Source organism: Dyadobacter koreensis, assembly GCF_900108855.1.
GTDB classification, from domain to species: domain Bacteria; phylum Bacteroidota; class Bacteroidia; order Cytophagales; family Spirosomataceae; genus Dyadobacter; species Dyadobacter koreensis.
Genome location: NZ_FNXY01000001.1, coordinates 897,296 through 922,267 on the forward strand (window position 1 = coordinate 897,296; position 24,972 = coordinate 922,267).

The 24,972-nt window shown below is 40.9% G+C and carries 24 protein-coding genes; 15 read left to right on the forward strand and 9 right to left on the reverse strand.

Going from position 1 to position 24,972, the window contains the following annotated elements; all coding sequences use genetic code 11:
* Positions 1-66: 66 nt before the first annotated feature.
* Positions 67-1,344 carry a YihY/virulence factor BrkB family protein gene (locus BMY70_RS03695; RefSeq protein WP_090332017.1) on the reverse strand — a complete coding sequence of 426 codons (1,278 nt, stop codon included), beginning with the start codon at positions 1,342-1,344 and terminating at the stop codon, positions 67-69.
* 487 nt (positions 1,345-1,831) lie between these two features.
* Between BMY70_RS03695 and BMY70_RS03705 the strand changes: the two genes are divergently transcribed.
* Together BMY70_RS03705 and BMY70_RS03710 are read left to right on the forward strand one after the other, a co-directional pair.
* Complete coding sequence (locus tag BMY70_RS03705) at positions 1,832-2,530, forward strand: DUF2490 domain-containing protein (protein WP_090332021.1); 699 nt, start codon at positions 1,832-1,834, stop codon at positions 2,528-2,530.
* Positions 2,531-2,698: 168 nt separating this feature from the next.
* Complete coding sequence (locus tag BMY70_RS03710) at positions 2,699-3,145, forward strand: VOC family protein (protein ID WP_090332023.1); 447 nt, start codon at positions 2,699-2,701, stop codon at positions 3,143-3,145.
* A 50-nt stretch (positions 3,146-3,195) separates the two neighbouring features.
* Here the strand turns inward: BMY70_RS03710 and BMY70_RS03715 are convergent, their stop codons facing one another.
* On the reverse strand, positions 3,196-4,443 hold the full coding sequence (locus BMY70_RS03715; RefSeq protein WP_090332025.1) for a cation:proton antiporter: 1,248 nt from the start codon (positions 4,441-4,443) through the stop codon (positions 3,196-3,198).
* 89 nt (positions 4,444-4,532) lie between these two features.
* Between BMY70_RS03715 and BMY70_RS03720 the strand changes: the two genes are divergently transcribed.
* The 3 genes from BMY70_RS03720 (at position 4,533) to BMY70_RS03730 (ending at position 7,278) form a co-directional block, all read left to right on the forward strand.
* Positions 4,533-5,309, forward strand: coding sequence for an aminoglycoside 6-adenylyltransferase (locus tag BMY70_RS03720; protein ID WP_090332027.1), 777 nt, complete (start codon positions 4,533-4,535; stop codon positions 5,307-5,309).
* A 333-nt stretch (positions 5,310-5,642) separates the two neighbouring features.
* Positions 5,643-6,833: a pyridoxal phosphate-dependent aminotransferase gene (locus tag BMY70_RS03725; RefSeq protein ID WP_090332029.1), complete on the forward strand. Its 1,191-nt coding sequence runs from the start codon at positions 5,643-5,645 to the stop codon at positions 6,831-6,833.
* Between the two features lie 223 nt (positions 6,834-7,056).
* On the forward strand, positions 7,057-7,278 hold the full coding sequence (locus BMY70_RS03730) for a hypothetical protein (RefSeq protein WP_090332031.1): 222 nt from the start codon (positions 7,057-7,059) through the stop codon (positions 7,276-7,278).
* A gap of 62 nt (positions 7,279-7,340) precedes the next feature.
* Here BMY70_RS03730 and BMY70_RS03735 read toward each other — a convergent pair whose 3' ends face one another.
* On the reverse strand, positions 7,341-8,792 hold the full coding sequence (locus tag BMY70_RS03735; protein WP_090332033.1) for a S41 family peptidase: 1,452 nt from the start codon (positions 8,790-8,792) through the stop codon (positions 7,341-7,343).
* Between the two features lie 98 nt (positions 8,793-8,890).
* On the opposite strand from BMY70_RS03735, the gene BMY70_RS03740 reads away from it, so the two are divergent.
* Positions 8,891-10,036, forward strand: a complete 1,146-nt coding sequence (locus BMY70_RS03740; protein ID WP_090332035.1) for a helix-turn-helix domain-containing protein — start codon at positions 8,891-8,893, stop codon at positions 10,034-10,036.
* Here the strand turns inward: BMY70_RS03740 and BMY70_RS03745 are convergent, their stop codons facing one another.
* Positions 10,037-10,585, reverse strand: coding sequence for a GNAT family N-acetyltransferase (locus tag BMY70_RS03745; RefSeq protein ID WP_090332037.1), 549 nt, complete (start codon positions 10,583-10,585; stop codon positions 10,037-10,039).
* A gap of 253 nt (positions 10,586-10,838) precedes the next feature.
* Between BMY70_RS03745 and BMY70_RS03750 the strand changes: the two genes are divergently transcribed.
* Together BMY70_RS03750 and BMY70_RS03755 are read left to right on the forward strand one after the other, a co-directional pair.
* Positions 10,839-12,137 (forward strand): NCS2 family permease, encoded by a 1,299-nt coding sequence (locus BMY70_RS03750; RefSeq protein ID WP_090332040.1) that lies wholly within the window; start codon positions 10,839-10,841, stop codon positions 12,135-12,137.
* 8 nt (positions 12,138-12,145) lie between these two features.
* A complete protein-coding gene (locus BMY70_RS03755; protein ID WP_090332043.1) occupies positions 12,146-12,952 on the forward strand; it encodes a 5'-methylthioadenosine/adenosylhomocysteine nucleosidase in 807 nt (268 codons plus the stop codon).
* Between the two features lie 8 nt (positions 12,953-12,960).
* On the opposite strand, the gene BMY70_RS03760 is transcribed toward BMY70_RS03755, so the two are convergent.
* The gene (locus tag BMY70_RS03760) at positions 12,961-13,428 is read right to left on the reverse strand and encodes a hypothetical protein (RefSeq protein ID WP_090332046.1); all 468 of its coding nucleotides are present in this window, start codon (positions 13,426-13,428) and stop codon (positions 12,961-12,963) included.
* A gap of 235 nt (positions 13,429-13,663) precedes the next feature.
* On the opposite strand from BMY70_RS03760, the gene BMY70_RS03765 reads away from it, so the two are divergent.
* From BMY70_RS03765 to BMY70_RS03775, 3 genes are all read left to right on the forward strand, one after another.
* Positions 13,664-14,473 carry a hypothetical protein gene (locus BMY70_RS03765; RefSeq protein ID WP_090332049.1) on the forward strand — a complete coding sequence of 270 codons (810 nt, stop codon included), beginning with the start codon at positions 13,664-13,666 and terminating at the stop codon, positions 14,471-14,473.
* 40 nt (positions 14,474-14,513) lie between these two features.
* Positions 14,514-14,948: a nuclear transport factor 2 family protein gene (locus tag BMY70_RS03770; protein WP_090332051.1), complete on the forward strand. Its 435-nt coding sequence runs from the start codon at positions 14,514-14,516 to the stop codon at positions 14,946-14,948.
* 103 nt (positions 14,949-15,051) lie between these two features.
* On the forward strand, positions 15,052-15,942 hold the full coding sequence (locus tag BMY70_RS03775) for a DMT family transporter (RefSeq protein ID WP_090332054.1): 891 nt from the start codon (positions 15,052-15,054) through the stop codon (positions 15,940-15,942).
* Between the two features lie 288 nt (positions 15,943-16,230).
* Here BMY70_RS03775 and BMY70_RS03780 read toward each other — a convergent pair whose 3' ends face one another.
* From BMY70_RS03780 to BMY70_RS03790, 3 genes are all read right to left on the reverse strand, one after another.
* On the reverse strand, positions 16,231-17,442 hold the full coding sequence (locus BMY70_RS03780) for a T9SS type A sorting domain-containing protein (RefSeq protein ID WP_090332056.1): 1,212 nt from the start codon (positions 17,440-17,442) through the stop codon (positions 16,231-16,233).
* Positions 17,443-17,472: 30 nt separating this feature from the next.
* Complete coding sequence (locus BMY70_RS03785) at positions 17,473-19,098, reverse strand: DUF8202 domain-containing protein (RefSeq protein ID WP_090332057.1); 1,626 nt, start codon at positions 19,096-19,098, stop codon at positions 17,473-17,475.
* Between the two features lie 216 nt (positions 19,099-19,314).
* Positions 19,315-19,971, reverse strand: a complete 657-nt coding sequence (locus BMY70_RS03790; protein ID WP_090332058.1) for a response regulator transcription factor — start codon at positions 19,969-19,971, stop codon at positions 19,315-19,317.
* Between the two features lie 468 nt (positions 19,972-20,439).
* On the opposite strand from BMY70_RS03790, the gene BMY70_RS03795 reads away from it, so the two are divergent.
* From BMY70_RS03795 to BMY70_RS03810, 4 genes are all read left to right on the forward strand, one after another.
* On the forward strand, positions 20,440-20,784 hold the full coding sequence (locus tag BMY70_RS03795) for a winged helix-turn-helix domain-containing protein (protein WP_090332060.1): 345 nt from the start codon (positions 20,440-20,442) through the stop codon (positions 20,782-20,784).
* Positions 20,785-20,861: 77 nt separating this feature from the next.
* On the forward strand, positions 20,862-21,329 hold the full coding sequence (locus BMY70_RS03800; protein WP_090332062.1) for a Plug domain-containing protein: 468 nt from the start codon (positions 20,862-20,864) through the stop codon (positions 21,327-21,329).
* Positions 21,330-21,367: 38 nt separating this feature from the next.
* Entirely contained in the window at positions 21,368-21,874 is a 507-nt protein-coding gene (locus BMY70_RS03805) for a molybdopterin-dependent oxidoreductase (RefSeq protein WP_090332064.1), read from the forward strand.
* Between the two features lie 113 nt (positions 21,875-21,987).
* Positions 21,988-22,584, forward strand: coding sequence for an OmpH/Skp family outer membrane protein (locus BMY70_RS03810; RefSeq protein WP_090332066.1), 597 nt, complete (start codon positions 21,988-21,990; stop codon positions 22,582-22,584).
* Positions 22,585-22,697: 113 nt separating this feature from the next.
* Here BMY70_RS03810 and BMY70_RS03815 read toward each other — a convergent pair whose 3' ends face one another.
* A complete protein-coding gene (locus BMY70_RS03815; RefSeq protein ID WP_090332068.1) occupies positions 22,698-24,914 on the reverse strand; it encodes a hybrid sensor histidine kinase/response regulator in 2,217 nt (738 codons plus the stop codon).
* Positions 24,915-24,972: the final 58 nt, after the last annotated feature.

A 24,972-nucleotide genomic window follows, 5' to 3' on the forward strand; every position in this document is an offset into this window, starting at 1 on the left:
ACGGTTCTGAAAATTTCAGAACCGTTTTTGTTATCAGATGCTTATAACTTTTGTTACTATACGCACTTAGACCGTCTTCTCTTTCGGCATTAGCGAAGTTCTGATCAACTCTGTAAATTTCTTTCTGTTTACCAAAGCGATCGCGATCGCAAGAAAGCACAATCCGAGCAGGACGATATATCCAAGAAAATAACTATCCAGCCACACATTTAAGAAGTGCCCGGAAATAAGTGTCAATGAAATTATAATTCCGAATCCGATAATAGCCAGCACTGCATAATAAACCGCCGGCGTTATCAGTTTAGAAATCATGCCCTCGATTTCCGTACGAAGGATGGCAATTTTACTTTCGACAAACTCGGTTACTTTATCGATCAACTGATTTTTCACTTTCACTACCATTGCAACCGGCTTCTTTTCCAAATCCAGTGAATTTGATACATTCGCATGTTCCGCCTCTTTTCTCACGATCAACACGGCATGCTCGTTAGGCTCAATTCCCCGTCCGTCCGAGCGGGCATACACCTTGGTAAATTCCGCCCCGAAATAGAGAATAATCGAGGAATAATAAACCCAGGTTAGCAAAATGACGATCGATGCAGATGTGCCGTAGGTCGCGCCAAGATCCGATTGTCCCAGATAAAATGTAATCGCAAACTTACCAACTAAAAACAAAAGCGCTGTAAACCCTGCTCCAACGATACATTCCTTCCATCTCAAATGTCCATCAGGAAGAATTTTAAATATCACCGTAAAAAGCGCAGTAATGATCACAACAACCAGCGCAACATTCAATACTGAAAATAAAATTACCGAAACTTCCGAAAAGTAACGTTCCAATCTGCCGCTTAACAAATCAACCAGCGCATTTACACCAAGGGAAACGAGCAGCAAAAATCCCAATGTAATAATAACCGAAAATGACAAAAGGCGGTTTTTCAAATATTGAAGCCAACCCTTTTTCGGTTTGGATTTAATGGACCAGATATAATTAATTGAGTCCTGAATTTCTGCAAAAACCCCCGTAGCACCGATCAGAAGGGTTATGACGCCTACTGTGGCGGCTGTAAACGATTTGTTTGAAATAGCAGCGTTCTTGATAATCTCTTGAAGCTGCAGCGATGCTTCTTTACCAACCAGCCCGGAAATCTGTCCGAATAGCTCACCCTGAAATGCTTCTCTTCCGAAGAAAATACTAACCATGGATATGATCACCAGCAACATAGGAGCGAGAGAAAAAACTGTGTAGTATGATAATGCCGCACTGAGTTTCAACCCATTGTCTTCCATAAATTCCGAGAAACTTTCCTTGAAGACAGAAAAGAAAAATTTGACCTTTACCATATGTTATCTATTTAATACGACTTACTTCGTTGTCCGGTTAAATAAATATTCATGCCATTAGCGTCCGATCTCGTATTTTACGCAGATAAACATTGGCCCAACTGATGTTACCTGACGGTTTTTCAGATAAAGCTGACACTTTTTGTTTTGCCAGGTCGTATCGGTTAACCCACTGGTCGCTTTTATAGAAACCGCTGCTGACGTTTCGGAAACAAAAACATTTACAGATTCCAATCGTTAACATACCTGAACTGGAATACAACCTGATTACTGATCTTGCCGCTGCCATGAGAACGCATACCGCCGCACTCATTTTTGTTCCGGTTATCTTGCCCGGATAATAGTCCAGTCCTGAATGTATAGGAACAAAAATCATAAACTATACCGCTAGTTCATAGTCAATTAATTTACCTCAGCTTTGCGAACTCCGGAATTCTCTGGCACGATTCATTGGTAGTAAGACAGCACTCTGGTAATCAATGAATACATGAAACCATCAATTTTTTTGTCCCTCCTGATCTTACTGTTTTCAGTATTTCAGCGCGCATCAGGTCAGGCTGTTGAGAAAAACGGCTGGTTATTCTGGTCTCACCAGCAAAAACTATCAGAAAGATGGCAATTCAGTTCCGATGTCCAGGTACGGTCTTCTGACAAGTTAGGTTATGCAAATACGCTTCTGATACGCCCGGGCGTTGGGTACAAATTAAAGGCAGATCAGACAATAACAGCAGGATACACTTATTTCGGAACCTGGGAGCGAGAAAACAAACAATCTGTTCACGAAAACGAGCACAGGATTTTTGAACAATTTCAGATCGAACATAAAATTCAGCGCACTGAAATTACCAACAGATTCAGGCTCGAACAGCGCTTTCTGAATCAGGAAGGCGACCGTTTTTTTGCTCAGCGGTTAAGACACTATATCACTACTCAAATTCCATTGTTCACGGATCCGCTTTTCGAAAAAGGCACTTTTATTACTGTGCAAAACGAGTTGTTTCTTAACTTAGAAGGACAGGCAAAACTTGGAACAAAATTATTTGATCAAAACAGGAGTTATTTCGGTCTTGGTTACCGCTTTAATGAAAAAATCGAACTAGAGGCAGGTTATATGTTCCGTTATATCATTGACGAAGTAAATACCCGCAACAACATTTTTCAGCTTTCCCTTAGAACTTCTTTTTAATCACGGACCAATATCATAATAATCATCCCACGCTCTTCTCCCACAAAAAAGCTTTTCCAAAATCATTCTCTATCAGCATTATTTAAAGTTCTAATGAAAATTAAATAACAAAGTCGACTGTCGCAGACTACATTTGTGACATAAAGCTTATCAATCTAATTTTCTCCAATGAAACGTTTATTTTGTTTAATACTGTTTGTGCAGTTTTTTCATGCCTATGAAGCATCCGCGCAGGACGCGCCCACGCTTGGACATGTTACCTGGAATCATCTGGCGCTTCAGGTCAAAGATATTGAGGCAAGTAAAGCCTTTTATAAAGATATTATCGGTCTTAAACCTGTACAGGTACCCGATGACCTAAAAGCAATCCGTGGATGGTTTGATATCGGAAACGGGCAGATGATCCACCTATTAGCAGGAAGGACTACGCCGGTTGTCAACGACAAAAATGGAAGCCATTTCTCAATATTTATCGATTCGATTGATCAGGCCGAAAAATTTCTTACTGCTAAAAACCTGAAATTTCATAAGCAGGTCCGCTTTGATAAGGTTACGCAAATTTATTTTGAAGATCCGGACGGTTATTTGATTGAGCTTAATCAGCGGGCAAAATAAAAGACGATCGCAAAAAAGACGTATTATAAATGCGTCTTTTTTGTTCAATACTAAAATTTATAATCGGCTTCACTGGAAAAATTCTTTTCAAGATTTTTCATAACCGTCGTTGCTGTCAGACCATGAATGATAACGGATAGCAAAACGATAAACGAGACTGCCGACCATAATTCTTTGCTGTATAAAAAGTCCTTCTCGGCAAGCGCAAAAGATAGATAATAGAAAGATCCCATCCCCCGAATTCCATAAAAACTGATTCCGAGCTTTTCTTTGTTATGTAATTTAGTTCCAATAAGCCCGATCATTCCAGACAGCGGACGGATAATCACAATAAAAACAAGTCCGACAACCGCCATAGGCCAAGTCAGCGAATCTAAAATTCCGTGTACCAGACTTCCGCCGAAAACGAGTAAAACCACTGCAACCAAAATACGCTCAACCTGGTCAGAAAAGTCGTGAAGATCCTTATGAAATTCATTTTCAAATTCGTAATTGCGAAGCGTTACTGCAGCAACAAATACCGCAATAAATCCATATCCGTGTATCAATTCAGTCAGTCCGTAAATTAAAAGCGCGGACGCCACGGCAATAAAGCCATCATTAATATTGATGAATTTTCGTCTTTTCGAGACATTGAAAATCAGATAGCCAAGCAAATTTCCAAGAAGAATTCCGGAGATGACACCTGCAATAATTTTGTAGACAAAATCGTAAGCAAACCATTCAAAAATGCTGCTTGCATCATTTGGAGCCAGAGAAGCCACCGATATTGCCAGCCAGGTAAAGGGAAATCCCATCCCGTCATTCATTCCCGCCTCTGCGGTTAAGGAAAACCGGACATCATCCTTTGTCTTTTCCAGCGGTGGCCCAACTTGGACATCGGCAGCCAGAACAGGATCCGTCGGAGCCAAGACAGCACCTAATAGTAGGGCTGACGGGAGGTCAAAATGCAACACTGAAAATGCCAGAAAAGCAAGAAGTGCAATACATAAAACCATCGTTATCGTCAGCATTCGAAAAGGCACAACCCAGGATCTAAAAGAAAATGGCCTATCAATTTTTAAGCCTCCACCCATCAGGGAAATGATGATTACAAACTCAGTTATATGTTTCACATAATCTTCATACCGCACAGGATCAGGCTTAGGGAGCATATCCATTGACGAATAGGCGATAACTCCCAAAAGAACATAAACAACCGAATCCGAAATACCAGTCTTTTTTGTGAACGACGGCATCCACGCCATCCCTAGCGCAGCAACTCCTATCAGTGTGATTGTTACGACATAATTATCCATGCACCATACATAGAAAGAATCATGCCTTTTATCACGAAAATTTATTTAATTGGTATCTTCACCGGCTTTTCCACAATAAGCAAGCGCCCATGATTCCCGTCCATTTCCAATATTTCGTCAACAATCTCGTCAATATTCTTCAACAAGATCAGGAATATATGGCGTTGGCGGCTGGTGGCTCCTGGATTGACAAACAAATTGACCGCTTTTCTGACATTGATCTTGTAATCGTGCACCGAACACCACAACTGTCCGTTTTGCAGCGTAAAACACTTGCAGAATCTGCCGGCGATTTACTTTCAGCATTCACAGGCGACCATGTTGGCGAGCCACGTCTTTTGATTTGTTTATATGATAATCCTCTGATCCATGTAGATCTGAAATTTGTTTATGAGCGCGACATGACTGACCGGGTTGAAGATCCGGTTATTCTGTGGGATCCGGAAAATATTCTGAAAAACGTCATTTCCACAACGAAAGCAAGTTTTCCGCATCCTGATTTTCAGTGGATTGAAGATCGTTTTTGGGTATGGATACATTATGCGGCTGCAAAAATAGGACGTGGCGAACTATTCGAGGTGCTTACTTTTATTTCATTTTTACAACAAACTGTCCTTGGGCCGCTCGCGCTGATGAGCCATGGACATCTGCCAAAAGGCGTTAGAAAGCTTGAAATGATCTTGCCAGAAAAAGATCTTGAAGCGATGATAAGAACCACTACGGTCTATAACAGACAGAATTGTCTTGATTCGATAAATAGCGCTGTTACCTATTATCAGCATTTGAGGAAATCAGTGATGACCGATGATGTCGAATATCGGACCAAGGCTGAATTAAGGGTACTAAAATATCTTCATGAAATTTAAATAAATGTTTTTAAGTCTGATCCTGTGATTCTAATCATGACAATTACGGAAAAATTTTTATCTGCCGAAACCAGGCATTCAGAAATATTATTTCTCCCTTATGTTTTAGAACCAAATAAAATATAAACATTTAAATACATTACTATACATTTCCCTTTTTCGTCATATCGAGCGATTATTTTCCTGATTTTCGTTTTCAGATCTTTATTTGATTTACTATATTTATGATTAGCAAGTAGTTATCAACTACCCGTTTCAAGTCGCCGCAAGCCAAGTTTTTATTTCCAGGGAGCTATTCCCATCCGTATTATCAACCATCAAAAATCTAACTTTATGGGAGTGAAAATTGACCGTAGAAGTCTGTTAAAATCAGGGTTTGCATCACTCGGGGCGATGGCAGTTGCGCCATTTTTAAGCGACGGAGCGTTCGCTGAAACTCCACTTAGGCTGGATCAGTCTAACCGGCTTTTTTTAAGTCCGATGGTACGCGCGCACTATCTGGACCAGGAACCAAATTTTGCAAAAGTTGTGGCAAGAATCGGTTCAAACGAAAATCCTTATGGGCCACCTCCTATGGCAAGAAAAGCGATTTCAGATTCGATCGAAAAGGGCAACCGCTATGCGAGAACTGAACTTCGCGATCTTATCGGCAAAATTGCTGTGAAAGAAGAAGTTAGTCCCGAAAACATCATGATGGGAAATGGGTCGGGTGATCTTCTTGAAAAAACGGCACTTGCGATGTTTGACAAAGGTGGAAATATCGTTTCTGCTGACCCAACTTATATGTCCCTGATCCGTGTGGCAGAATCCGTTGGCGCAACGTGGAAACCGGTACCCTGCAAAGCAGACTGGTCGCATGATCTGGATGCGATGGAAAAAGCGATTGATAAAGATACAAAACTGGTTTATCTATGCAATCCAAACAACCCTGTCGGCTCGGTAACATCCACAAAAGCGCTGACAGATTTTTGTAACAGAGTTGCTGATAAAGTACCAATTTTTATCGACGAAGCATATCTAGAACTAGTGGAAGGTGCCGATAACAAAAGCATGGTTTCGTTATTGAAAAACAAGAAAAATGTCATCGTTGCAAGGACTTTCTCGAAAATTATGGGAATGGCCGGACTTCGCGTCGGCTACGTTGCAGCCTTACCTTCGACGCTGGACAGCATCAAAAAAGTGACTAAAGGTGGCGGAAGCGGCATTGCATGCACATCTGTCTACGCGGCCTCAGCGGCAATGGATGATATTGATTTTCAAAACAGTACAAGAAAACTGAACACAGAAGCAAAGACTTATTTATACGAAAACCTTACCGCGATGGGCTATAAATATGTGCCATCGTACACCAATTTTGTAATCTTCCCGATTAACATGCCCGGTAAAGAATTTTTGACAAAGATGTCGGACAAAGGAATTATTATCAAAGCGATGGACATTCAGGAAAAACCATGGTGCCGCGTTAGTATAGGTACCAAAGACGAAATGAAGCTGTTCGTGAGTGCGCTGCAAAATATAAGTTAACACTGCAAAAAGGTATCCCGGTCTGAAATTTCTCAGCCGGGATTTTCATTGAGATTTCTTAAATTTTGCCCTCCGAAACTGTATTCCGTCCAAATTTTTACCGGAGCTTCAGCCATTCCATCTTCTGCTTGATACCCACCTTTCGAAAATAAGATAAGTCCGTTTCAATGCTACATCCTTTTCAGGCATAAAATTTGATGTTGCCATTCCTAAACTCAAAATTATGGCAGCTTCAAAAAAGAAACGCAATACGAAAAAGAACAAACTTGGGGTTAAGAATTCTCTGGTGAACAACATTAATGCGCGCAAGAAAAAAGGAACTTCCAGGCCTAAAAAGAAGAAAACGGTAAGCAAAAAGTCTTACACCAAAATGCAAAATAACTGGGGCAAAAAGAGGAGCACAAAGAACAGAAAGCGTAAAACGAAACGAAAGTCCCGTAAATAGAAAATATTCGCGGCAGCCGCTACAGGTCGCCGCGAATTTCTATTTGAATTTATCGCCGTTTTTTACTTAATCAAAAGAGGGATCTGCTGGCTTTGCAAACCTTTATTTTGCAATACTGACTTTAAAACCGTGTCCTGATTCTCCAGCAGGTCGGACGCGGTCTGCCTGATTTCGATATCAGGCAAAATACCTCTTGCTGGATTTGCGGCAGGCCTGGCCGCCGAGTAATATGCGGCCAGCGGGATACCGATATCGAAACCGCAAGAAGGTAATTTAAGAATAATGAACGCGCCGCTGTTATCTCCTGAATAGGCGCCACCACTCTCCTCTCCAATAAATTCACCCCGATTTTCGCTTCTTGCCACGGCCAGAAATTCCGACGTCACAGAAAAGCTAAGTCCGTCAACCAGAAAAGAAATCTTCCCCTGATAAGCATTACGTTTAGGTTTATGATTTCCCAGATTCTGGTGATAGGTCCAGAGAATCTTCCCTTCCTTTTTCTTCAACAAAAAAGAAGCAATGCCAACGAACCGGGGAAAATATGCAAGCCGCCGGTAGGTTATATCTTTTTTCCTTTTGATTTGAAGTTCTATACGGTCATAATATCGAAAATCGCTTCTAGCGATATGAGAATATAATTCCTTTCCCAATTTATCATTTCCGCCCTCATTACCCCGAAGATCTATGATCAGATTTTGAATTGGTTTCTTGGAAATAGCATCGAAAGAACTGGATAAAAATTTTAGAAATTCCTGATTGGAATGTTGTGGCATAAAACTGGCCACCCTCAGAAAGGCCGTCGAATCATTAACAAACGTAAGCTCATTCTTTTTGACGAGCAGCGCTACTTCCTGATCTAGTTTTTTCCAGGCATTAATGGAAATTCCGTGTAAATCCAACTTTTCATAATTTTGTGAACCATCCCTTAATGTCACCTGAAAACTTGCTGAGTTGTGAATGAAATCCGAATACCATGCACTGAAATATTGCTCAATTTGTGCATCGGCAGCAGTTTGGCCATCGCCATCCACAAACATGTTCTCAGCTAAAATACGTAAAATTTCAGTAATCGGCCTGCCATTAATTTCTTCTATATACCTACCTTTCAACCTATTATCCGAAGCCCTTACAATGAGCAATTTCTTATTTTCATCAAACCGAACGATTAAAGGCAGCACATCTTTGTCATCGAAATAAAAAGGAAAATCCTTAAACGGAGGTAAAAATTTAACATGCCCACACCTGATTGCCGAAACCAAGGGATTAACAATCCGAAAAAACTCGCGATCTGAGACAGAATCCCGACGTGAAAGCACGCTTGCAATAGAGTCGTACCGGGCATCAAAACCAGCCTTTTGACCAAATCTATCCAAACCCGGATGAATTTCTTCCACTGATTTTTTTATGATCTGCAAGTCTTTTATCGCCTGCTCCCGACCCATGGTTTTTAATTTCTGAGCCCGGCAATCTGAGAAAGCCGCGACTATTAAAATGATTAGAATTACAATTTTCATAGCTAAATATTTTCTACAAAAATCCTGTCTAATAGTGACTATACGGTCTTTCCCGATAAGTTCAGACCTATTAATTTTGTTACGTAAATAACAGATCCATGGTCACAGCCGTTTTATTTTCGGGAATAGTGCAAGGCTTGCTGCTCGTGCTGCTTTTATTTCAAAAAAATGTCAACAGAACTTCAGCCCGGATTTTGGCAACGCTCGTATTTATGATTGCTGCTCACCTTTCGCTGATCGCAGTTGACATGAATGATCTTCTTGTGCAGCTTCCTCATTTAAGTAAACTGTCGTGGCTGTTACCGCTTTGCTACGGTCCTTTAATTTTGCTTTTGACTCAGAGCTTAGTGCAAAAAACGTTTACTTTCAGGCGATCTTATACCCTTTATTTTTTACCCTTTCTGATTTATCTGGCTATTTTGGCCCCATATTATTTCCAGGTCGCATCTCAAAAAATTGCTTATTTATCGAATCAGGAAAAAGTCTTGAAGGCTGATTTTGGCTGGATGAACCATTTGACAAACTATTTTCATATCGTCTATTTATTAATCGCTTTGCAGCTTTACAACAGACAAGTCAAGCAGCAAAGCACAAGTATAATTTTGCAAAGCAACCGAAAATGGCTCCCGCATTTTTTGTACTTCGTGCTGGCTATCTTGGTTTTTTCACTGTTTGTATTTTACGCGAAAAAATTTGACATAAAAGGGTTATCCGGAATTTATCCGAATCATTTTCTGCTGGTAGTCATTCTGGTTTACTGGATTGCATATAAAATGTTACAGGAAAAACTGGATTTCGAAACAAATGATCCGCAGGAAAATGAAGACAATGTCGAAAAACCGCATAAATATTCGAAAACCGGTCTGGATGCAGAGGCATCAAAACTCCTCGCGCGAAGACTGGAACTTCATATGGAAACAGAAAAACCCTATCTGGATTGTACATTGACGCTAACCGATTTGGGGAGCCGGCTGAGGATAACCAAACATCAGATTTCTCAGGTAATCAACTCTGAATTTGAAGTGAATTTCTACGAGTTTGTAAATAATTACCGCATCGAGGAATTTAAAAAACAATCCCTGCATCCTTCTAATGAACACCTTTCAATAGTGGGAATTGCTTTTGAAGCAGGTTTTAATTCCAAGGCAACTTTCAATCAGGTTTTCAAAAAGAAAGAAGGAATGACGCCCTCTGAATTCGTGAAACAGCAAAAAGATAAGCGCGTGTTAAATCAGCATCTCTGATCAGGAGTTATTCTCAATTTCATACAGCACACAATTTTCCAGTCTTTTACAATCGGCTAAAAATGGATGTTTGAAAGTTTCTTTCTGTTTCATTCCGATTTTCTTCATCACATTGATTGACTTTGTGTTAATTTCGGGTGCTATCGATTTTATACTTTTCAACTTCATCACGTCAAAACCGTACCTGACACATCTGTTCGCGCCTTCTGTGGCATAACCTTTATTCCAGGCAGACTTTGCGAGGCGCCAGCCAATATCAACTGCGGGAGTGAAGGAGGCTTCAAAATTTATTTCGGCAAGTCCGATGAACCCTATAAATTCTTCGGTTTCCAATACTTCAACAGCGAAATAACAAAAGCAGTTTTTGGCAAATTGCTGTTGCATACGCCTGACCAAATCCTTTGTCTGCTCTATTGTTTGTGGTTCAGGAAAAAATTTCATGACTTCCGTATCCGAACTGATCAGGAACATTTCTTGAATATCCTCCTCAGCCCATTCTCTAAAACCGAGGCGCAAGGACTGAAAAACATATTTTTGGCAGTTCTTCATAATTGATATTGATAGCAAAATTTCAATTGGCCGAAATGACCTGTTGCCTTATTATGGGTCAAAAAAAATCTATTATTCGAATTTTTGTATCCGTAAAATGACATTGTAAAAGCGTAATGGTAAACGTCAGAGTTAAGCTAAACCTGTATTTCTGACAGGAAAAATAGGAATCATAGAACAAATATCCGCGCAAATCCTGGTTGGTTTTTAATAACGCCGGTTAATCAATATATTTGAAATAAACTCTGACGCTATGTTTTCCCTCTCCGGCCTGAAAGAAAATAACACCACAGTTTCCACGGAAATTCTTGCCGGCGTGTCGTCCTTCCTTGCAACAGCTTACATTATCGTAGTCAACCCGTCTATTTTGAGTCAAACCGGAATGCCCTTTTCGGCTGTACTGACCGCAACAATTCTGGTATCTTTTTTCAGCAGTTTCATGATGGGCTGGTATGCCAATAACCCTATTCTGGTTGCGCCAGGAATGGGGTTGAATGCGTTTTTTACTTTTACCGCAGTCTTTACTGAAAAATTAAGCTGGCAGGTCGCGCTTGGGACTGTTTTTTGGTCCGGGATCTTTTTTCTGATTCTGTCCGTGTTTAATATTCGTTCCTATATCGTAAAGGCAATTCCGAAACCTTTACGTTATGCAATTGCCTCTGGCATTGGCCTTTTTATCACGCTTATCGGCTTTTCCAACGCCAAATTCATTGTAGCAAATCCGGTAACGATGGTTGGTCTGGGCAATCTGAATGCAGGCACAGTTACGTTCCTGGTCGGTTTATTGATCACAGTTGTCCTGCTAACACGAAATGTAAGAGGCAGTATCCTGATCGGCATCATCGTTACAAGCCTGCTTGCCTGGCCAATCGGAAGATATTATGGAGGATCTGAAACACTGATAACCATTAATGAACTTGTTTCCAAACCTGATTTCAGCCTGTTATTCAAACTGGATCTGGTCAATTCATTACAATGGAGCCTGGCGCCAATAATCCTTGCTTTTGTGTTTACCGATATGTTCGACAGCTTATCGACTTTCGTCGGACTGGCCGAAGCAGCTGATCTTTTGGACGAAAACGGTGAACCAAGAAATATTCAAAAATCCCTGATCGTCGACGCTTTTTCCACAACCCTTGCCGGACTCACAGGCAGCAGCCCCGGAACTGCCTATATCGAATCCGCCGTGGGCATTGAACAAGGTGGAAAAACAGGATTGACGGCTATGGTCGGAGCTTTGTTATTTCTTCCGTTTTTATTTTTATCACCGCTTATCAGTGCCATTCCTTCGATCGCCACCGCACCAGCGCTTGTTCTTGTCGGAGTTTTTATGATGAAACCGGTTATAAAAATTAATTGGCAGGATCTGAGCGAAGCTTTTCCTGCATTTCTTGCAATGGTACTGATACCTTTCACTTACTCGATCACCCAGGGAATAATCTGGGGATTTCTCAGCTGGACTCTCTTACACATCGCAACCGGAAAAACCCGCCAGATCAGTCTTGCACTCTGGATCATTGATTTATTTGCCATATTGGCGCTGATATTATAACTACCTTCATGAAAAAAAATCTTCTATTTTCACTCCTTCTGACGTTCTCATTTTTTAACGTTTTCTCTCAAAAAGTTACTGGTGTTCTCGGTGCATTTCCGCCGGAACTGGTTTTGTTACGAAGCAAAATGGAAAACCGAAAAGACACAGTAATTGCCCAAACGTTGTTTTCCAAAGGTATGCTTAACGGGAAATCAATTGTGCTGGCCCAAACGGGAATTGGGAAAGTGAATGCAGCGATCACCACAACGCTTATGATCGAACATTTCAAACCGGAGGAAATTGTGTTTTCCGGCATCGCTGGCGGTATCGACACATCTCTCAACCCAGGGGATATCGTGATTGGTACGCAGGTAACTTACCATGACTACGGCGCGATAGAAGATTCGGGTATGATCTACACTCCGACAAAAAATCCTTATAATATGATCGAAAATCCGATCGTATTTAATTGCGATTCGATGTTGATTCAAAAAGCGGTTTCGATATCAAAAAAATTAAAATTTGAAAAAGTCAAACGTGAAAATGGAAGTTTTTCTCCTTCAATTACCAAAGGGGTTATCGTGACCGGCGATGTTTTTGTTGCTTCGGAAATGGCTACCCGACGGTTGAGAAAGGACCTTAACGCAGCGGTAACCGAAATGGAAGGTGCTGCCATCGCCCAAACCTGCTATCAGCAAAAAGTACCGTTTCTGATTATTCGCAGCCTGAGCGATAATGCGAACAAAAAAGCATCTGCGGACGTAAAGAATTTTTATCAGATTGCGGCAGAAAACGCAGCGATCATGGTAATCGGGATTGTTGGACAAATTTAATAAGCAGATCAGAGCTCGCCAACCCTGCGGCTCGGCAATGTAAAATCTGTCGATATTTCCCGGACTTGTGTGGAAGATAATTTTACGGGCTCATTAAAAAGTTTATTGACCTCTTGCTGGATATCTGCCCAGCAAGTCACCTTTTTTATGTACCGGCCAGGTGCTGGTTTCGTATTTATCCCCTGCTTGAACAACCAATCCGCACTCTCATAGGAAAAAATCAAAATCGGCAGCTCAGGTTTATGCTGGATCGTATACTTAATAAATGACAACAACTGCTCGTCCTGTTTATTTAGAGAAACGATAAACAGATCATAGGACTGCTTCACTTCATTAACCTTAAAAAGTGATGACTGCAAAATCTGACTGATACTTTCTGCGGTTTCAACTTTAATGTTTTTATTTTCTCTTTCTAACCGATTGGAGATTCCGATTTTAAAAATCGATTCACTTTCTAATATCAAAAGATTATACATAAAGAAACTTACAATTTGAGGATGGTTTTACAAGGGCTTTGTCGAAACAAATTTAAGTGAGAAATCGCAATTAAAACTATGCAATGACAGAAAATGATGTAGAATAATTTCGATTATTGGCCAATAAATCCATCAATGGCAGACCAATCAAAAGTATTGACAAAATATTGCCCGTTTAAACTTAAAAAATTACTATTTCGAGTAATTTTAAGATTTCAAATTCATCAATTCAATTATGAATTTCTACAGCGCAATATTCATTTCAGTCAGTCTGACCACGTTAATGTTCTTTTCCACATCCCAGGCGCAGACGATCACTGAAACCCGGAAATTCCAGGTTTCGGAAGCAAAACAGGCTGTTGCGGTAGATGAGCAATACTTCTATGTTATTAACAATAGCACGATTTTGAAGTTAAGCAAGACTGACGGCAAACAAATAGCAAAGTGGGACGGAACCAAAGACGGCATCAAACACTTGAACAGCGGCGTAGTCATCAAAGGTAAGTTGTACTGTGCAAATTCTAATTATCCTGAAATCCCCATGGCAAGCTCTATTGAAATCTTTGACACAAAAACCATGCAGCACATTGATAACCATAGCTTTGGGATTGCAGAACACGGATCACTTACGTGGATCGATCAGAAAGACGGTTTCTGGTGGATCGGTTTTGCACACTATGGCGGGAAAGAAGCTAGTGAAGGGAGAGATGTGCGCTGGACTTCCCTTGTGAAATATGACTTGGAATTCAGACAGCTCGCTTCCTGGATTTTTCCGAAAAATATCGTGGAGCTTTTCACGCCAAAAAGTAATTCCGGAGGAGCCTGGGGAACCGACGGTTTGCTTTATTGTACAGGTCACGACAAGCCAGAATTATATGTGATGAAGCTGCCAAAATCAGGATACACACTCGAACACGTCGCGACGCTTCCGGCTTCGATTTATGGCCAGGGTATTGCGATTGATAAATCTGTAAAAGGAAAACAGCTAATTTACGGTCTGAACAGAGCAACAAATACAGTAACCGTTTCCGAAATTGCACAATAACACGTAGAAAATAAACTATATCAACCCTTACCCGATCAGCATGAAAAAGTTCGTCCCTATTTTTGTTTCCCTACTCGCACTTTACGCTTGTGGAGAACGAAAAGTTTCAGATAAAAATGAAAAAATTATCCGGCAGTATTTCGAATATTTTAATAAGCATGACTGGAACAGTATGGCGAATCTGTACACCGCAACGGCTGACTTTAAAGATCCTTCATTAGGCCAGGGGATCGTCAGACAAACACGGGAACAGACGATAAAAAAATATGGAGAGCTACATCAGACGTTTCCTGATGTAGCTGACAAAATCCTGAATGTTTATCCGTCCGGCGAGAATCATGTGATCGTTGAATTTGTATCCTCCGGAACGGCGCCCGACAACTCGAAGTTTGAATTGCCTATTTGTACCATTTTTAAAATAGAAAATGGACTGATAACAGAGGATTTTACTTACTACGATAATTTTGAGGAATGAACAGATAAATCAGGTTTTCGGTATAAAGAATAATTTCGCCATAAGTAAACAAAACCATAAGTTCGGATAGAGCTCTGGGACTAATAAATTATATCATTTAATAATGAAAAAAGCTTTCTTTCAACTTCATATTTCCATTTTACTTGCCGGCTTTACGGGCGTATTCGGAAAAGCGATATCGCTTAACGAAGGATTGCTGGTATGGTACCGTATGTTGATCTCCGGAATTTTGCTGCTAATGATTTTAGGAGCTTCACAAAAGCTGAAGGCCATTTCAAAAAAGGATTTCCAACGTATCGCATTGTCCGGATTTCTGCTCGGGCTTCACTGGATTTTCTTTTACGGAAGTATTAAATATTCCAACATTTCAGTTGGTGTAGTATGCTTTTCCCTTACTGGATTTTTCACGGCCATTCTCGCTCCTATCTTAAACAAAAAGAAATTTGCCCTCTCTGAATTATTGCTAAGCGGATTGACACTGCTCGGCATCGGGCTTATTTTTAGTTTTGATTCGCGATATCGTACCGGGATTCTGCTTGGTGTGATGTCTTCGCTCCTGGTAGCATTTTATACCATAGCCAACGAAAGATTAGCACATTCTTTTAAAAGTGAAACCATTATGGTTTATCAAATGATTGGAGGAAGCTTAGGTCTGGCGATTTTGATGCCTTTTTATCTTCACTTTTTTCCGGTTGAAACGATGATTCCATCCTGGCAGGACTTGGGTTATCTCCTTATGCTTTCACTATTCTGTACCGTGCTTCTTTACATGTTGCTAATTCAGGCACTTCGTAAAATTTCCGCGTTTACTGTTAACTTAAGTTTCAATCTTGAACCAATTTATACGATCGCACTGGCTATTCTGATCTACAAGGAAAACCGGGAGCTAACAACCCCGTTTTACATTGGCCTTGGATTGATTATCCTTTCCGTTGCACTGCAAATGATAAAAGTTTCGACGGAACACAAAAAAGCACAGGCTATTGTAGTTTGAGTTTTTGATTCAATAAATTATCAACTATTCGCCATACAGGCATCGAGATAATATCGCACCTTGAAATATGCAAAATCCATATCTGTTTTAGTCAGTGTCGCTTCGCCACTTTTGGAAGAAAGAAAAACCTGGGTTCGAGCGTTTCGGAATAAGATGGACTGGAATAATAGAAGTAAATCAAGTTCAGATTTCCCGAATATTATCAATAGAAAACGCTGTCCGGATAGACAGCGTTTTTCAATTATGAGGAAGGTGTTACAATTTGTTTCAGAGATAATATCGACCCGGTTATTTATTGATCAATATTTTATGAAATGAAAATGTGCCGTCAGTATGCACTACTTTCAACAGATACATACCGTTTGCCAAATATCCGACCGGGATACCGGTTGACGAAATCTTTGCAAGGGAGCCAGGCGAAGATTGATAAGCCGTCACACCAATTGTATTGACAATCGAAATCTCTTTAACATTTTCAAGATCAACGTTTTTCAAAAATAAAACATTTGAAACAGGATTTGGATATACACTTTCCAAACTTTCCGCTTTTTCAAATTTGATATTTTTTATCAAACTGTAAGCAAAAGTCGCGTCCCGATCAATCATTTTAAGTCGGTAATAGTTAATCCCATTTTTCGGAGAAATATCCGTGTGTGTATAGTGATGCAAATTTTTACTTTCGCCTGCTGCTGCCTTTTGACCGATAAGATTCCAGTTTTTAGCATCTAAACTTCGTTCTATGTCAAAACGCTCCGCGTTGATCTCCTCTGTCGTCGCCCATTTTAAGTGCGCAGCCCTGGCCTCTTCTGTCACCGAAAAGGAAACCAGTTTAACAGGGAGCGGGGAGTCGACGCAAAACTCCAACGGATCGCTTGTATCCGTACAGCCACCGCCGATAGCCGAAATACTGGTTGCGGCAGTAAATACAGGCAAAGCAAATCCGTTGGCCGTGTTATAATTCACCGCATATATCCTATACGTGCCAATTGACGAAGGTACCGTTATAGAAGTTGCTGTGCCGCTAGAAATAATGATATCCGCCTGATCTGTCAAAACGTATCGGGTTTCGTACCCAGCGCTAGTATTTTGCCCGGCAGGCGTAAACGAAACCGACGTACCCACAGAAACGCATCCACCTGTTATACAAAACGATACAGCTGCAGACCCCACTGAAACACATGCGCCCGAAATTGAACTTATATTAATCCCTCGGGTAAAGTCAGGTTCGGAATCGTTTCGGTAGTTGACCGTATAAATCTTATAAGAACCATCCACACTTGGTGCGTTAAAACCACTGATAACGGTTTTGATAATAACTCCGTCTTCGTTGGTAAGCACATTTGCTGTGGTATATCCAGCCGTTGTATTATTGCCGGTTACCGAAAAATTTATTGTTGAGCCCGGACTCAGACATTGTGAGAAACCATCGAGCGTAGCGCTCAAAAAAATAAAAACCAGCGCAATCCGACTCCAAAGCACCCATTTTTTAGAATGTATCATATTTATGACAATTAAGTGTTTGAAAATCTATTAAGGATTGAGCGTGATCGTTCCGGCCGCTGGCGTACAGCAATCGGCCGCCTCAATAGTGACAGGGGTAGCCACAGATGCCCCACACCCATCCTTCACCATAACCTGATAAATTCCAGGAATCAAGCCGCTTTTTATGTTACTCGCTTGATAGGTTGCCCCGTTATCAAAACTATATGTCTGTCCCGAAATAGGATTGTTAATTGTTATTGTTCCCGTTGCAAGCGAGCAGGTCGGCTGTATAATTGTTGCCTCAGGAGCATCAATAGGCAAACATCCTCCAAAAGTGAAATACGAAGAACCTGGTGCCCAGGCTGTAGCATAAGAGAAATAATCCACTCCGTTTACAGTGATCGGCGTCAAAACCATAGGATACGTAACAGCAGTCGTTGCTGAACCTGTCGCGCTTCTCACAATGCGCGGCGCCGTATAAGCAGAAACTGCGTTGGCCGGGAAAAGAAGCGTAACCGCCTGAGCTATACTACCAACATTTTCAACTTTCCACCACTTATTAAATAAGTCGTTAACACTGGTTAAATTACTTGCGTAACTGGTTCCCGGAAGATTATTGTCGCCCCAGATTATGTACCTCCTGTCGAGTCCGATCCCACCTGCATTCGCAGCATTTGTCGCTTGCGGTGCACCGTTCAAACTCATTAAAACCTGGTCTCCCGGATTTGAACTCTGACTTTGTTTTTGTAATAAGAGTGAAGTGTCGTCACGACCAATACCAGCAATGTTAGAACCATATCCGGCCACAGAATATACTGTTGAGCCATCCGAAGCAACGTAATCAAAAGGTAATGTTTTACCATATTTTACGGCCAGATACGTTTCGACCTGCTGGCGTTCAAGCGTAGTCAGATCCTTTTCGTAAACAATTGTTTCAAACAAATTACCATACCAAGGCTGCGACCCAGCAACACTGCTTCCAATCCGGAGTTCTTTTCCCTCTAGACTATACGCACCAATAGCACTATTTCCAGCCGCAGCGGATAATCCGTTCCGGAATATTTGATGGTTAAAAGCAGGAACTGCTACCGTACCCGTCCGGAATGTCCAGATATTATTAGAATTGTAATCAGCTGCTGCCATCGGCGTTGCAATTCTACCACCAGCTACGGCATTACCCATATCATAGTAAATAGTACCGCCGTTTGGAAAATGGACATTCAGTCGATTAAAACTGTCGTTTACATCCGAAGATCCCCAAATAACACTTGTCAAAGAAGTAGAAGTGCCCAAAATTTTTGCTGCAATGAAGGTAGAATTGCTGTTTACAGCATCAGCTCCAAAGACAGTCGAATTAATCAAGACATCGGTTGTTCCATTGAAACGTACAACGGGATTCCAGTTTGCAAGATTCACCTCATCGGTGTAATAAGTTGCCGTACCGGTAAAGCTTTTTGTTCCGGGCTGGGAAGTCCAGCTTGTTACCGCGTCTCCATTTGTGGTCGTCCCCGTCCCGCTGTTGGCTTTTAACCAAACCATAGCGCCGGTTACTCCTCCCGGAGACTGCGCCTGCGTGGTTGTGATTCCAGCTAGAAGATATGCGGCTACCTGGCAGCCCATCACAATTTTTTTAAGCCGTTTTCCGATTTGAAATGTGGTAAAAATTTGCTTCATAGTTTTCCTGATTGAGGTTTGAGTGGAATTGACATGACAATAAATGCGAATTTCATCCACGTGGGATAGCAAATATTTTCATTCAGCGCTCAAACTTATTAAGTGATAGCAAATTACTTCGTAGCGACACTTTTGAAGCGTTTGTAAAATAAATTAGACGAAAGAAAAAGGAGACTTCTAAAGACGTTTGGCGGATGCTGCACCCTGGAATTATAATTATTTGAAATATTCCGAGGTATTGCCCAGTTCCCAAACTTTCTTGATCAGCTGAGAAAGGTTACTCACCTTCATTTTTTGGAAAATCCTATTTTTATAAACACTTACAGTCGGAAGTGCAAGCATTAATTTATGTGCAATTTCACTGGTACTTTTCCCTGCGATCAGATGATCCATAATTTCCATCTCACGTGCGGAAAGTTTTGATATCTGAGCTGAGAGACTTATTATTTCTTTGTCCGGATTTGTATTTCTTAATAAATGCTCAGTTAAAAAATCACTCATAAATATCCCGTCAGACATGATTACCCTAAAAGCCGTCTGAAATTCCTGGACTGTGCAGGTTTTGGAAACAAATCCCCTGGCTCCCGCCTTGATGTATAAAACAGCGTAGGTTTCTTCTGGAAAAGATGAAAACATCATGACTTTTAAATCAGGCTGAATGGTGAATATTTCCTGAAGCATGGAAACATTATTTCCTCCGGGAATATTGATGTCCAACACCAATATATCGAAAGATTTCCTCCGTAGAATTTCAACAGTATTCTCAAAAGAAACAGACATCTCCGTTTCGCAATCCGGATAAATTTCGCTGATCATCATACCTGCTCCAAGCGCGATTACACCATGATCGTCAGCAATAAGGGTTTTTAACATAAAATGAACACCAGGTCTATATTGTAAAGTGCGGAGCTACGGTTAATAAAAGTAAACTTAAAGTAAATAATTGAACTATGTCCTATTACTTAAAATGTGGGCATGAGTTTATTTTATCTGTACGAATTTAAAAAAACATGATAACTATATTTTATATACGTAAATACGCCAAGAATTTCCGGTCGTCAAAATATGATATATATCATGGTTTCAAATTAAGTTCATTTTAAATATAGTTTTAATTTTGTGTTGTGATTCAGTACTTAAGGCAAATAAGAGCGATCAAAATTATTTTATCCTCCCCTTCATATTACACTCAACTTGTTTAGTTATCCCTGAAACATGGCCGCTGACAGCGGCCACGGGATTTTTGTGTAAAAGCATTTTTATTTTACAGCTCTCCCAGCTGATATTTATCTTACTTTGCACTCAACAGAAGCCTTTCGGCATATAAATACCAAATCTTAAATGGAAAGAAATATCACAATACGCTTTCGCCACTGGGTTTTTATAGACGATATGAAATTTTTTGGCCCTGGCCGTTTGGAACTTTTGGAACATATCGAAAGTACGGGCTCGATCTCAAAAGCCGCGAAACTGATGAATATGTCTTACAAAAAGGCATGGCTGATGGTGGACGAAATGAATAATTATGCAAAAAGTCCCTACATTATTACACAAAAAGGCGGACAGCACGGTGGCGGTACGCTGGTCACAGCAGCAGGAAAAAAATTGATTGAGGCGTATAAAAAACTGGATGCCAAGCTTGCAGCTGTTGTGGAAGCCGAGAAGGAATTGCTGGCCCTGATTTAAGATTATTCCGAAAAACTCATTTCTGGATTAGAGGTCTTCGTATATTTGCGATATATCCGTTTGTACATATCGAAATTATGAGACAACTTATACTAACTGTAACTTTTGCCATAGCATTTTCTTCACTTTTTGCACAGGCCACGGAAAAAGCTACAAGAGACCGCACATTTCAGCTGGGTGAAGCGACAATTCCAGGAGCGATTAGTCGTGACGGCAGCCAAAGACTTACCTCTTCGCGTATCGAAAAATTCAACCGCACAGATCTTTCAAATGCATTGAACCTTCTTCCTGGTGTGAGTATTGCAAATGTCGGGCCGAGAAATGAATCTGTGGTATATGTCCGGGGGTTTGATCTGCGTCAGGTTCCCGTAGTTTTGGATCATTACAACGAGCATATCGTAGCCAGCCCGACGCTGAGCGTCTTTTTAAAAGATGTATCCAATGAAAAAAATCGGAAAACACTTTCGCTCACAATCGGTGAAAAACGCGATATGATATCATTTTTAGCCATGCTCACCAGTTTAACATTTATTACAAAATCCTGAATTTTCGAACCCGCATTTAACCTCAAAATCACCATAACATGTCACCTACCCAGTCTAAATTTCTCACACTGATTTTTTTTACATGTCTTAACGCTTCTGTCGGAACTTTCGCACAGGACGCAGCTTCGATATCTGTCTCCGGAGAAGTCGTATCGCCATTAAATCTGAAAATATCAGACCTGAAAGCTTACAGACAAGTCGGCCACAAAGTGAAAGATCGCGATAATAAAGAACACGAATTCAACGGTGTTTCACTAATCGAAATATTGGAAAAAGCCGGTGTGACAACCGGCAGCAAGCTGCGGGGCGAAAATCTTGCAAAATACGTTTTGATTAAGGCTGCTGATGGCTACGAAGTGATTTATTCGCTTGCTGAAATTGATCCTGAATTTACTGATCAAGTCATCATTCTGGCTACTCAAAAAGATGGTCAGCTACTACCTGCCGGCGAAGGGCCGTTCCGCATAATTACCCCCAATGACAAGAAACAGGCGCGGTGGATTCGGGAAGTCCGCTCGATTAAAGTGTTGTTTGCGAAAGAATAAGGCCGCTCCCGAAATCCATTACTAAGGAATTAGTTATTTAACATTTTTTAAGACAATAGAACCCCAGTGATCGCGTTTGGATTTTATGTTTCACCTAATCCAATCAAATCATTATGAGATCACTAACATTACTTTGTTTGCTTTTTTGTCTCAGTCTAACCGTAAGTTTCGGGCAGAATACCAGTGAAAAAATCGGGTATGTCGACCAGCAGCTTATCATTGAAAGGATGCCTGAATTTAAAAAACTGAATCAAGAAATTACGCTAAAAAGCCAGCAGTACGAAAAAGTTTTAAAAGGTAAATTTGACGACTATGAAGCCAAGTCGGCCGCACTGGACAAGCTGGTTGCAGGAAAGGCAGAACAGATGATATTGAGAGATAAGGCGTTGGAACTTGACAATCTGAAAAAATCCTATGAAGAATTTGAGGCAAATGCGATGAAGGAACTTCGTGAATATTACACCAAAAAATTCACTCCGATCAAGCAAAAAGTGAATGAAGCAATTGTTTTTGCCGGCAGACAAAAAGGCTATTCATTTATCCTACGGATGGACCTGAATCCGGATGGTGGTGATATGTGGCCGGTTGTGCTATTTGCCCGCGACTCGACGTCGAATCTTTCGGCAGATATCATGAAAAATCTCGGAATTGACAGCACGGCGGCATCAGCGAGAAAAATTGGAATTCCTCAGATGCTGCAGCAGAAATAGATTTGAGTAAAAATTGAAAAAAGGAGAGTTTGGCGGCTCTCCTTTTTCGTCCAAACATGTGGCAAAATCCGCGCAAGACCAATGGTAAACTATCAACCCACTTTTACTTAAAGTCAGGCAGATAATATCTCCTGAAAATGTTCGGCTTCACGCACCCCTTTGATACAAATTATGGTTACTTCCGTGATCGTTTTCTGAACGTCCGAAGTCTCGGCAGCAGCATATTCAAGCTTATCCAGCAAAGTCTCCAGCTTCGGCAATAAACCCATAATGGCAACACTGGTTTTCATGTTATGCGCAATCTGATTGAGCTTTGTAAAATCCTTTTTCTCAAAAGCGGATTGCAAGCCTGAAACATCTTCCGGCATACACTGTATGAACTGTTCCGTTACTATTTTTTCATAGCCAACATTTCCCTTGCTAATCTCCTTCATGTAAGTCAGATTGATATATTGGTAATTTACCAACTTCGGAGACGTTTCATGAGCCGTCTGAACCGCCTGATCTCTTTTGACAAACTTACTGATTAAAGTGAATAGATCATGTTCGTTGATCGGTTTTGAAATGTATTCATTCATCCCGTGGCTTAAAGATTTTTCACGTTCACCTGCCATTGCGTGTGCAGTCATGGCAATTATCGGCAGCTGCAATCCCAGATCCTCACGAATGTTCCGTGTGGTGGTATAACCATCCATACCGGGCATTTGTATATCCATGAGAACCAGGTCAAACTTCTTTTCCTTTAAAGTGCTAATCGCTTCCGCACCTCCTGATACAACTTCAAAAGAAGCATTCCATTGAGACAGCAAATGTTTCATCAGGCTCTGATTCATCAGATTATCGTCGACAACGAGAATATTCATCGGAGCGTGAATTGCTGCTTTTGTGGTCTCAGCATCGAAAATTGACAGATCTGTAATTTGTTCCTCAGCAATCAGATATGGTATATAAAAATTAAATGAGGTACCTTTTCCGGGTTCACTTTTAACTTCTATCTCGCCGTTCTGTAACGTGACCAGATTTTTTACAATGGACAAACCTAAGCCGGTTCCTCCATAATTTCTTGTAATAGAATCTTCTGCCTGATTAAAGCGTTCGAAAATGGCTGCGATCTTTTCTTTATTGATACCAATTCCCCGATCCGCAACGGAAAATCCGAGGTGAATGACATCACCCGATATTTTTTTTGAACAAATCGAAACAAGGATTTCTCCTTCCTCACTGAATTTTAAAGCATTACCAATCAGATTGACAAGAATCTGCGTCAGCCGGGTCGCATCTCCAATTAAAGTGTCGGGAATCTCAGGATCAATTCTACTTTTAAGCGTCAATCCTTTTTCCTTAACTTTTTCACTAAACAGGGTTTCCAATGAATGGATCAAACCTCGAACACTAAACGGATTGACGACGATCCTCATCATACCAGCTTCAATTTTGGATAGATCCAGAATGTCGTTGATGATGGATAATAAATTTTCGCCAGCAGATTGAATCGAGCCAACAAATTCCGAAGAATCCTGTTCCAGTTTTTTTCTTTTCAACAGATTTGTAAAACCCAGGATCGAATTTAATGGAGTTCGTATCTCATGGCTCATATTGGCGAGAAAATTTTCCTTGACCTGCAATGCCTCCCGGGCGGTTTTCTCAGAATCGTCCAGTTTTAATATCAGCTGATTTTGCTGATGGAATTGTTTTACAATAAACCAGCACAAGCCGCCGCTGCTTACCAATAAAAGAGCAACAAGAAGATTTCCATACAGCCTTGCTTTTCTACCGCTTTCACCAATGGTGTTGCTCAGATCCGACATCATTTTCTGCCGGCTGTCGTAAATTTTATAGGTAGCAGAAGTAATTTCATTCGAAATTCTACGCGCCCTCGGGTTTGCAATCAGGCTGGTATCCTTCATTTCTCCGGTGTTTAAAAACCGGTTCATCAGCTTATGTTTTATCTCGATTTTTTCGGTCGCCAGAACATTTAGCCTGTCAAGTAATTGTCGTGTTTTTTCGTCCTCGGTGGAAGCTTTTATCGTGTCCAAATAGGATTTCACTTCTACTATTTTCGCATCTACACCCTCCAGATGCGAAGTATCGTCAGTAGCAATGCCAGCCCTGATCCGGCTTTCAACACCCAGCAGGTCCCGGTCGATCGTCCGGAGATGGTTGCTGATCATTAACTCCCGAAGCAACTGATCATTTCCCCGCAGCAGCGAATCGATATTGCGGGCAGAGTTATATTGTACAACAATCAGAAATATAGTCCCGATGATAAACGCGGCGAAAATAAGATAACTAAAACGTTTGTTGGCCATTACCGAAGAAAGTGGAAACATAGAATTCAGTTATAAAGATGACAGATTGATCGCGGGATAGCACGTGGAAGTCGTCGAC

What these genes read in the sequence shown, in the direction of transcription:
- BMY70_RS03735 (WP_090332033.1), bottom strand. Translation starts at nt 8,792, where the DNA reads ATGAAAATTGTAATTCTAATCATTTTAATAGTCGCGGCTTTCTCAGAT.
- BMY70_RS03750 (WP_090332040.1), top strand. Translation starts at nt 10,839, where the DNA reads ATGTTTTCCCTCTCCGGCCTGAAAGAAAATAACACCACAGTTTCCACG.
- BMY70_RS03705 (WP_090332021.1), top strand. Translation starts at nt 1,832, where the DNA reads ATGAAACCATCAATTTTTTTGTCCCTCCTGATCTTACTGTTTTCAGTA.
- BMY70_RS03755 (WP_090332043.1), top strand. Translation starts at nt 12,146, where the DNA reads ATGAAAAAAAATCTTCTATTTTCACTCCTTCTGACGTTCTCATTTTTT.
- BMY70_RS03800 (WP_090332062.1), top strand. Translation starts at nt 20,862, where the DNA reads ATGAGACAACTTATACTAACTGTAACTTTTGCCATAGCATTTTCTTCA.
- BMY70_RS03785 (WP_090332057.1), bottom strand. Translation starts at nt 19,098, where the DNA reads ATGAAGCAAATTTTTACCACATTTCAAATCGGAAAACGGCTTAAAAAA.
- BMY70_RS03760 (WP_090332046.1), bottom strand. Translation starts at nt 13,428, where the DNA reads ATGTATAATCTTTTGATATTAGAAAGTGAATCGATTTTTAAAATCGGA.
- BMY70_RS03725 (WP_090332029.1), top strand. Translation starts at nt 5,643, where the DNA reads ATGGGAGTGAAAATTGACCGTAGAAGTCTGTTAAAATCAGGGTTTGCA.
- BMY70_RS03715 (WP_090332025.1), bottom strand. Translation starts at nt 4,443, where the DNA reads ATGGATAATTATGTCGTAACAATCACACTGATAGGAGTTGCTGCGCTA.
- BMY70_RS03720 (WP_090332027.1), top strand. Translation starts at nt 4,533, where the DNA reads ATGATTCCCGTCCATTTCCAATATTTCGTCAACAATCTCGTCAATATT.
- BMY70_RS03730 (WP_090332031.1), top strand. Translation starts at nt 7,057, where the DNA reads ATGGCAGCTTCAAAAAAGAAACGCAATACGAAAAAGAACAAACTTGGG.
- BMY70_RS03765 (WP_090332049.1), top strand. Translation starts at nt 13,664, where the DNA reads ATGAATTTCTACAGCGCAATATTCATTTCAGTCAGTCTGACCACGTTA.
- BMY70_RS03815 (WP_090332068.1), bottom strand. Translation starts at nt 24,914, where the DNA reads ATGTTTCCACTTTCTTCGGTAATGGCCAACAAACGTTTTAGTTATCTT.
- BMY70_RS03780 (WP_090332056.1), bottom strand. Translation starts at nt 17,442, where the DNA reads ATGATACATTCTAAAAAATGGGTGCTTTGGAGTCGGATTGCGCTGGTT.
- BMY70_RS03695 (WP_090332017.1), bottom strand. Translation starts at nt 1,344, where the DNA reads ATGGTAAAGGTCAAATTTTTCTTTTCTGTCTTCAAGGAAAGTTTCTCG.
- BMY70_RS03770 (WP_090332051.1), top strand. Translation starts at nt 14,514, where the DNA reads ATGAAAAAGTTCGTCCCTATTTTTGTTTCCCTACTCGCACTTTACGCT.
- BMY70_RS03805 (WP_090332064.1), top strand. Translation starts at nt 21,368, where the DNA reads ATGTCACCTACCCAGTCTAAATTTCTCACACTGATTTTTTTTACATGT.
- BMY70_RS03795 (WP_090332060.1), top strand. Translation starts at nt 20,440, where the DNA reads ATGGAAAGAAATATCACAATACGCTTTCGCCACTGGGTTTTTATAGAC.
- BMY70_RS03775 (WP_090332054.1), top strand. Translation starts at nt 15,052, where the DNA reads ATGAAAAAAGCTTTCTTTCAACTTCATATTTCCATTTTACTTGCCGGC.
- BMY70_RS03790 (WP_090332058.1), bottom strand. Translation starts at nt 19,971, where the DNA reads ATGTTAAAAACCCTTATTGCTGACGATCATGGTGTAATCGCGCTTGGA.
- BMY70_RS03745 (WP_090332037.1), bottom strand. Translation starts at nt 10,585, where the DNA reads ATGAAGAACTGCCAAAAATATGTTTTTCAGTCCTTGCGCCTCGGTTTT.
- BMY70_RS03710 (WP_090332023.1), top strand. Translation starts at nt 2,699, where the DNA reads ATGAAACGTTTATTTTGTTTAATACTGTTTGTGCAGTTTTTTCATGCC.
- BMY70_RS03740 (WP_090332035.1), top strand. Translation starts at nt 8,891, where the DNA reads ATGGTCACAGCCGTTTTATTTTCGGGAATAGTGCAAGGCTTGCTGCTC.
- BMY70_RS03810 (WP_090332066.1), top strand. Translation starts at nt 21,988, where the DNA reads ATGAGATCACTAACATTACTTTGTTTGCTTTTTTGTCTCAGTCTAACC.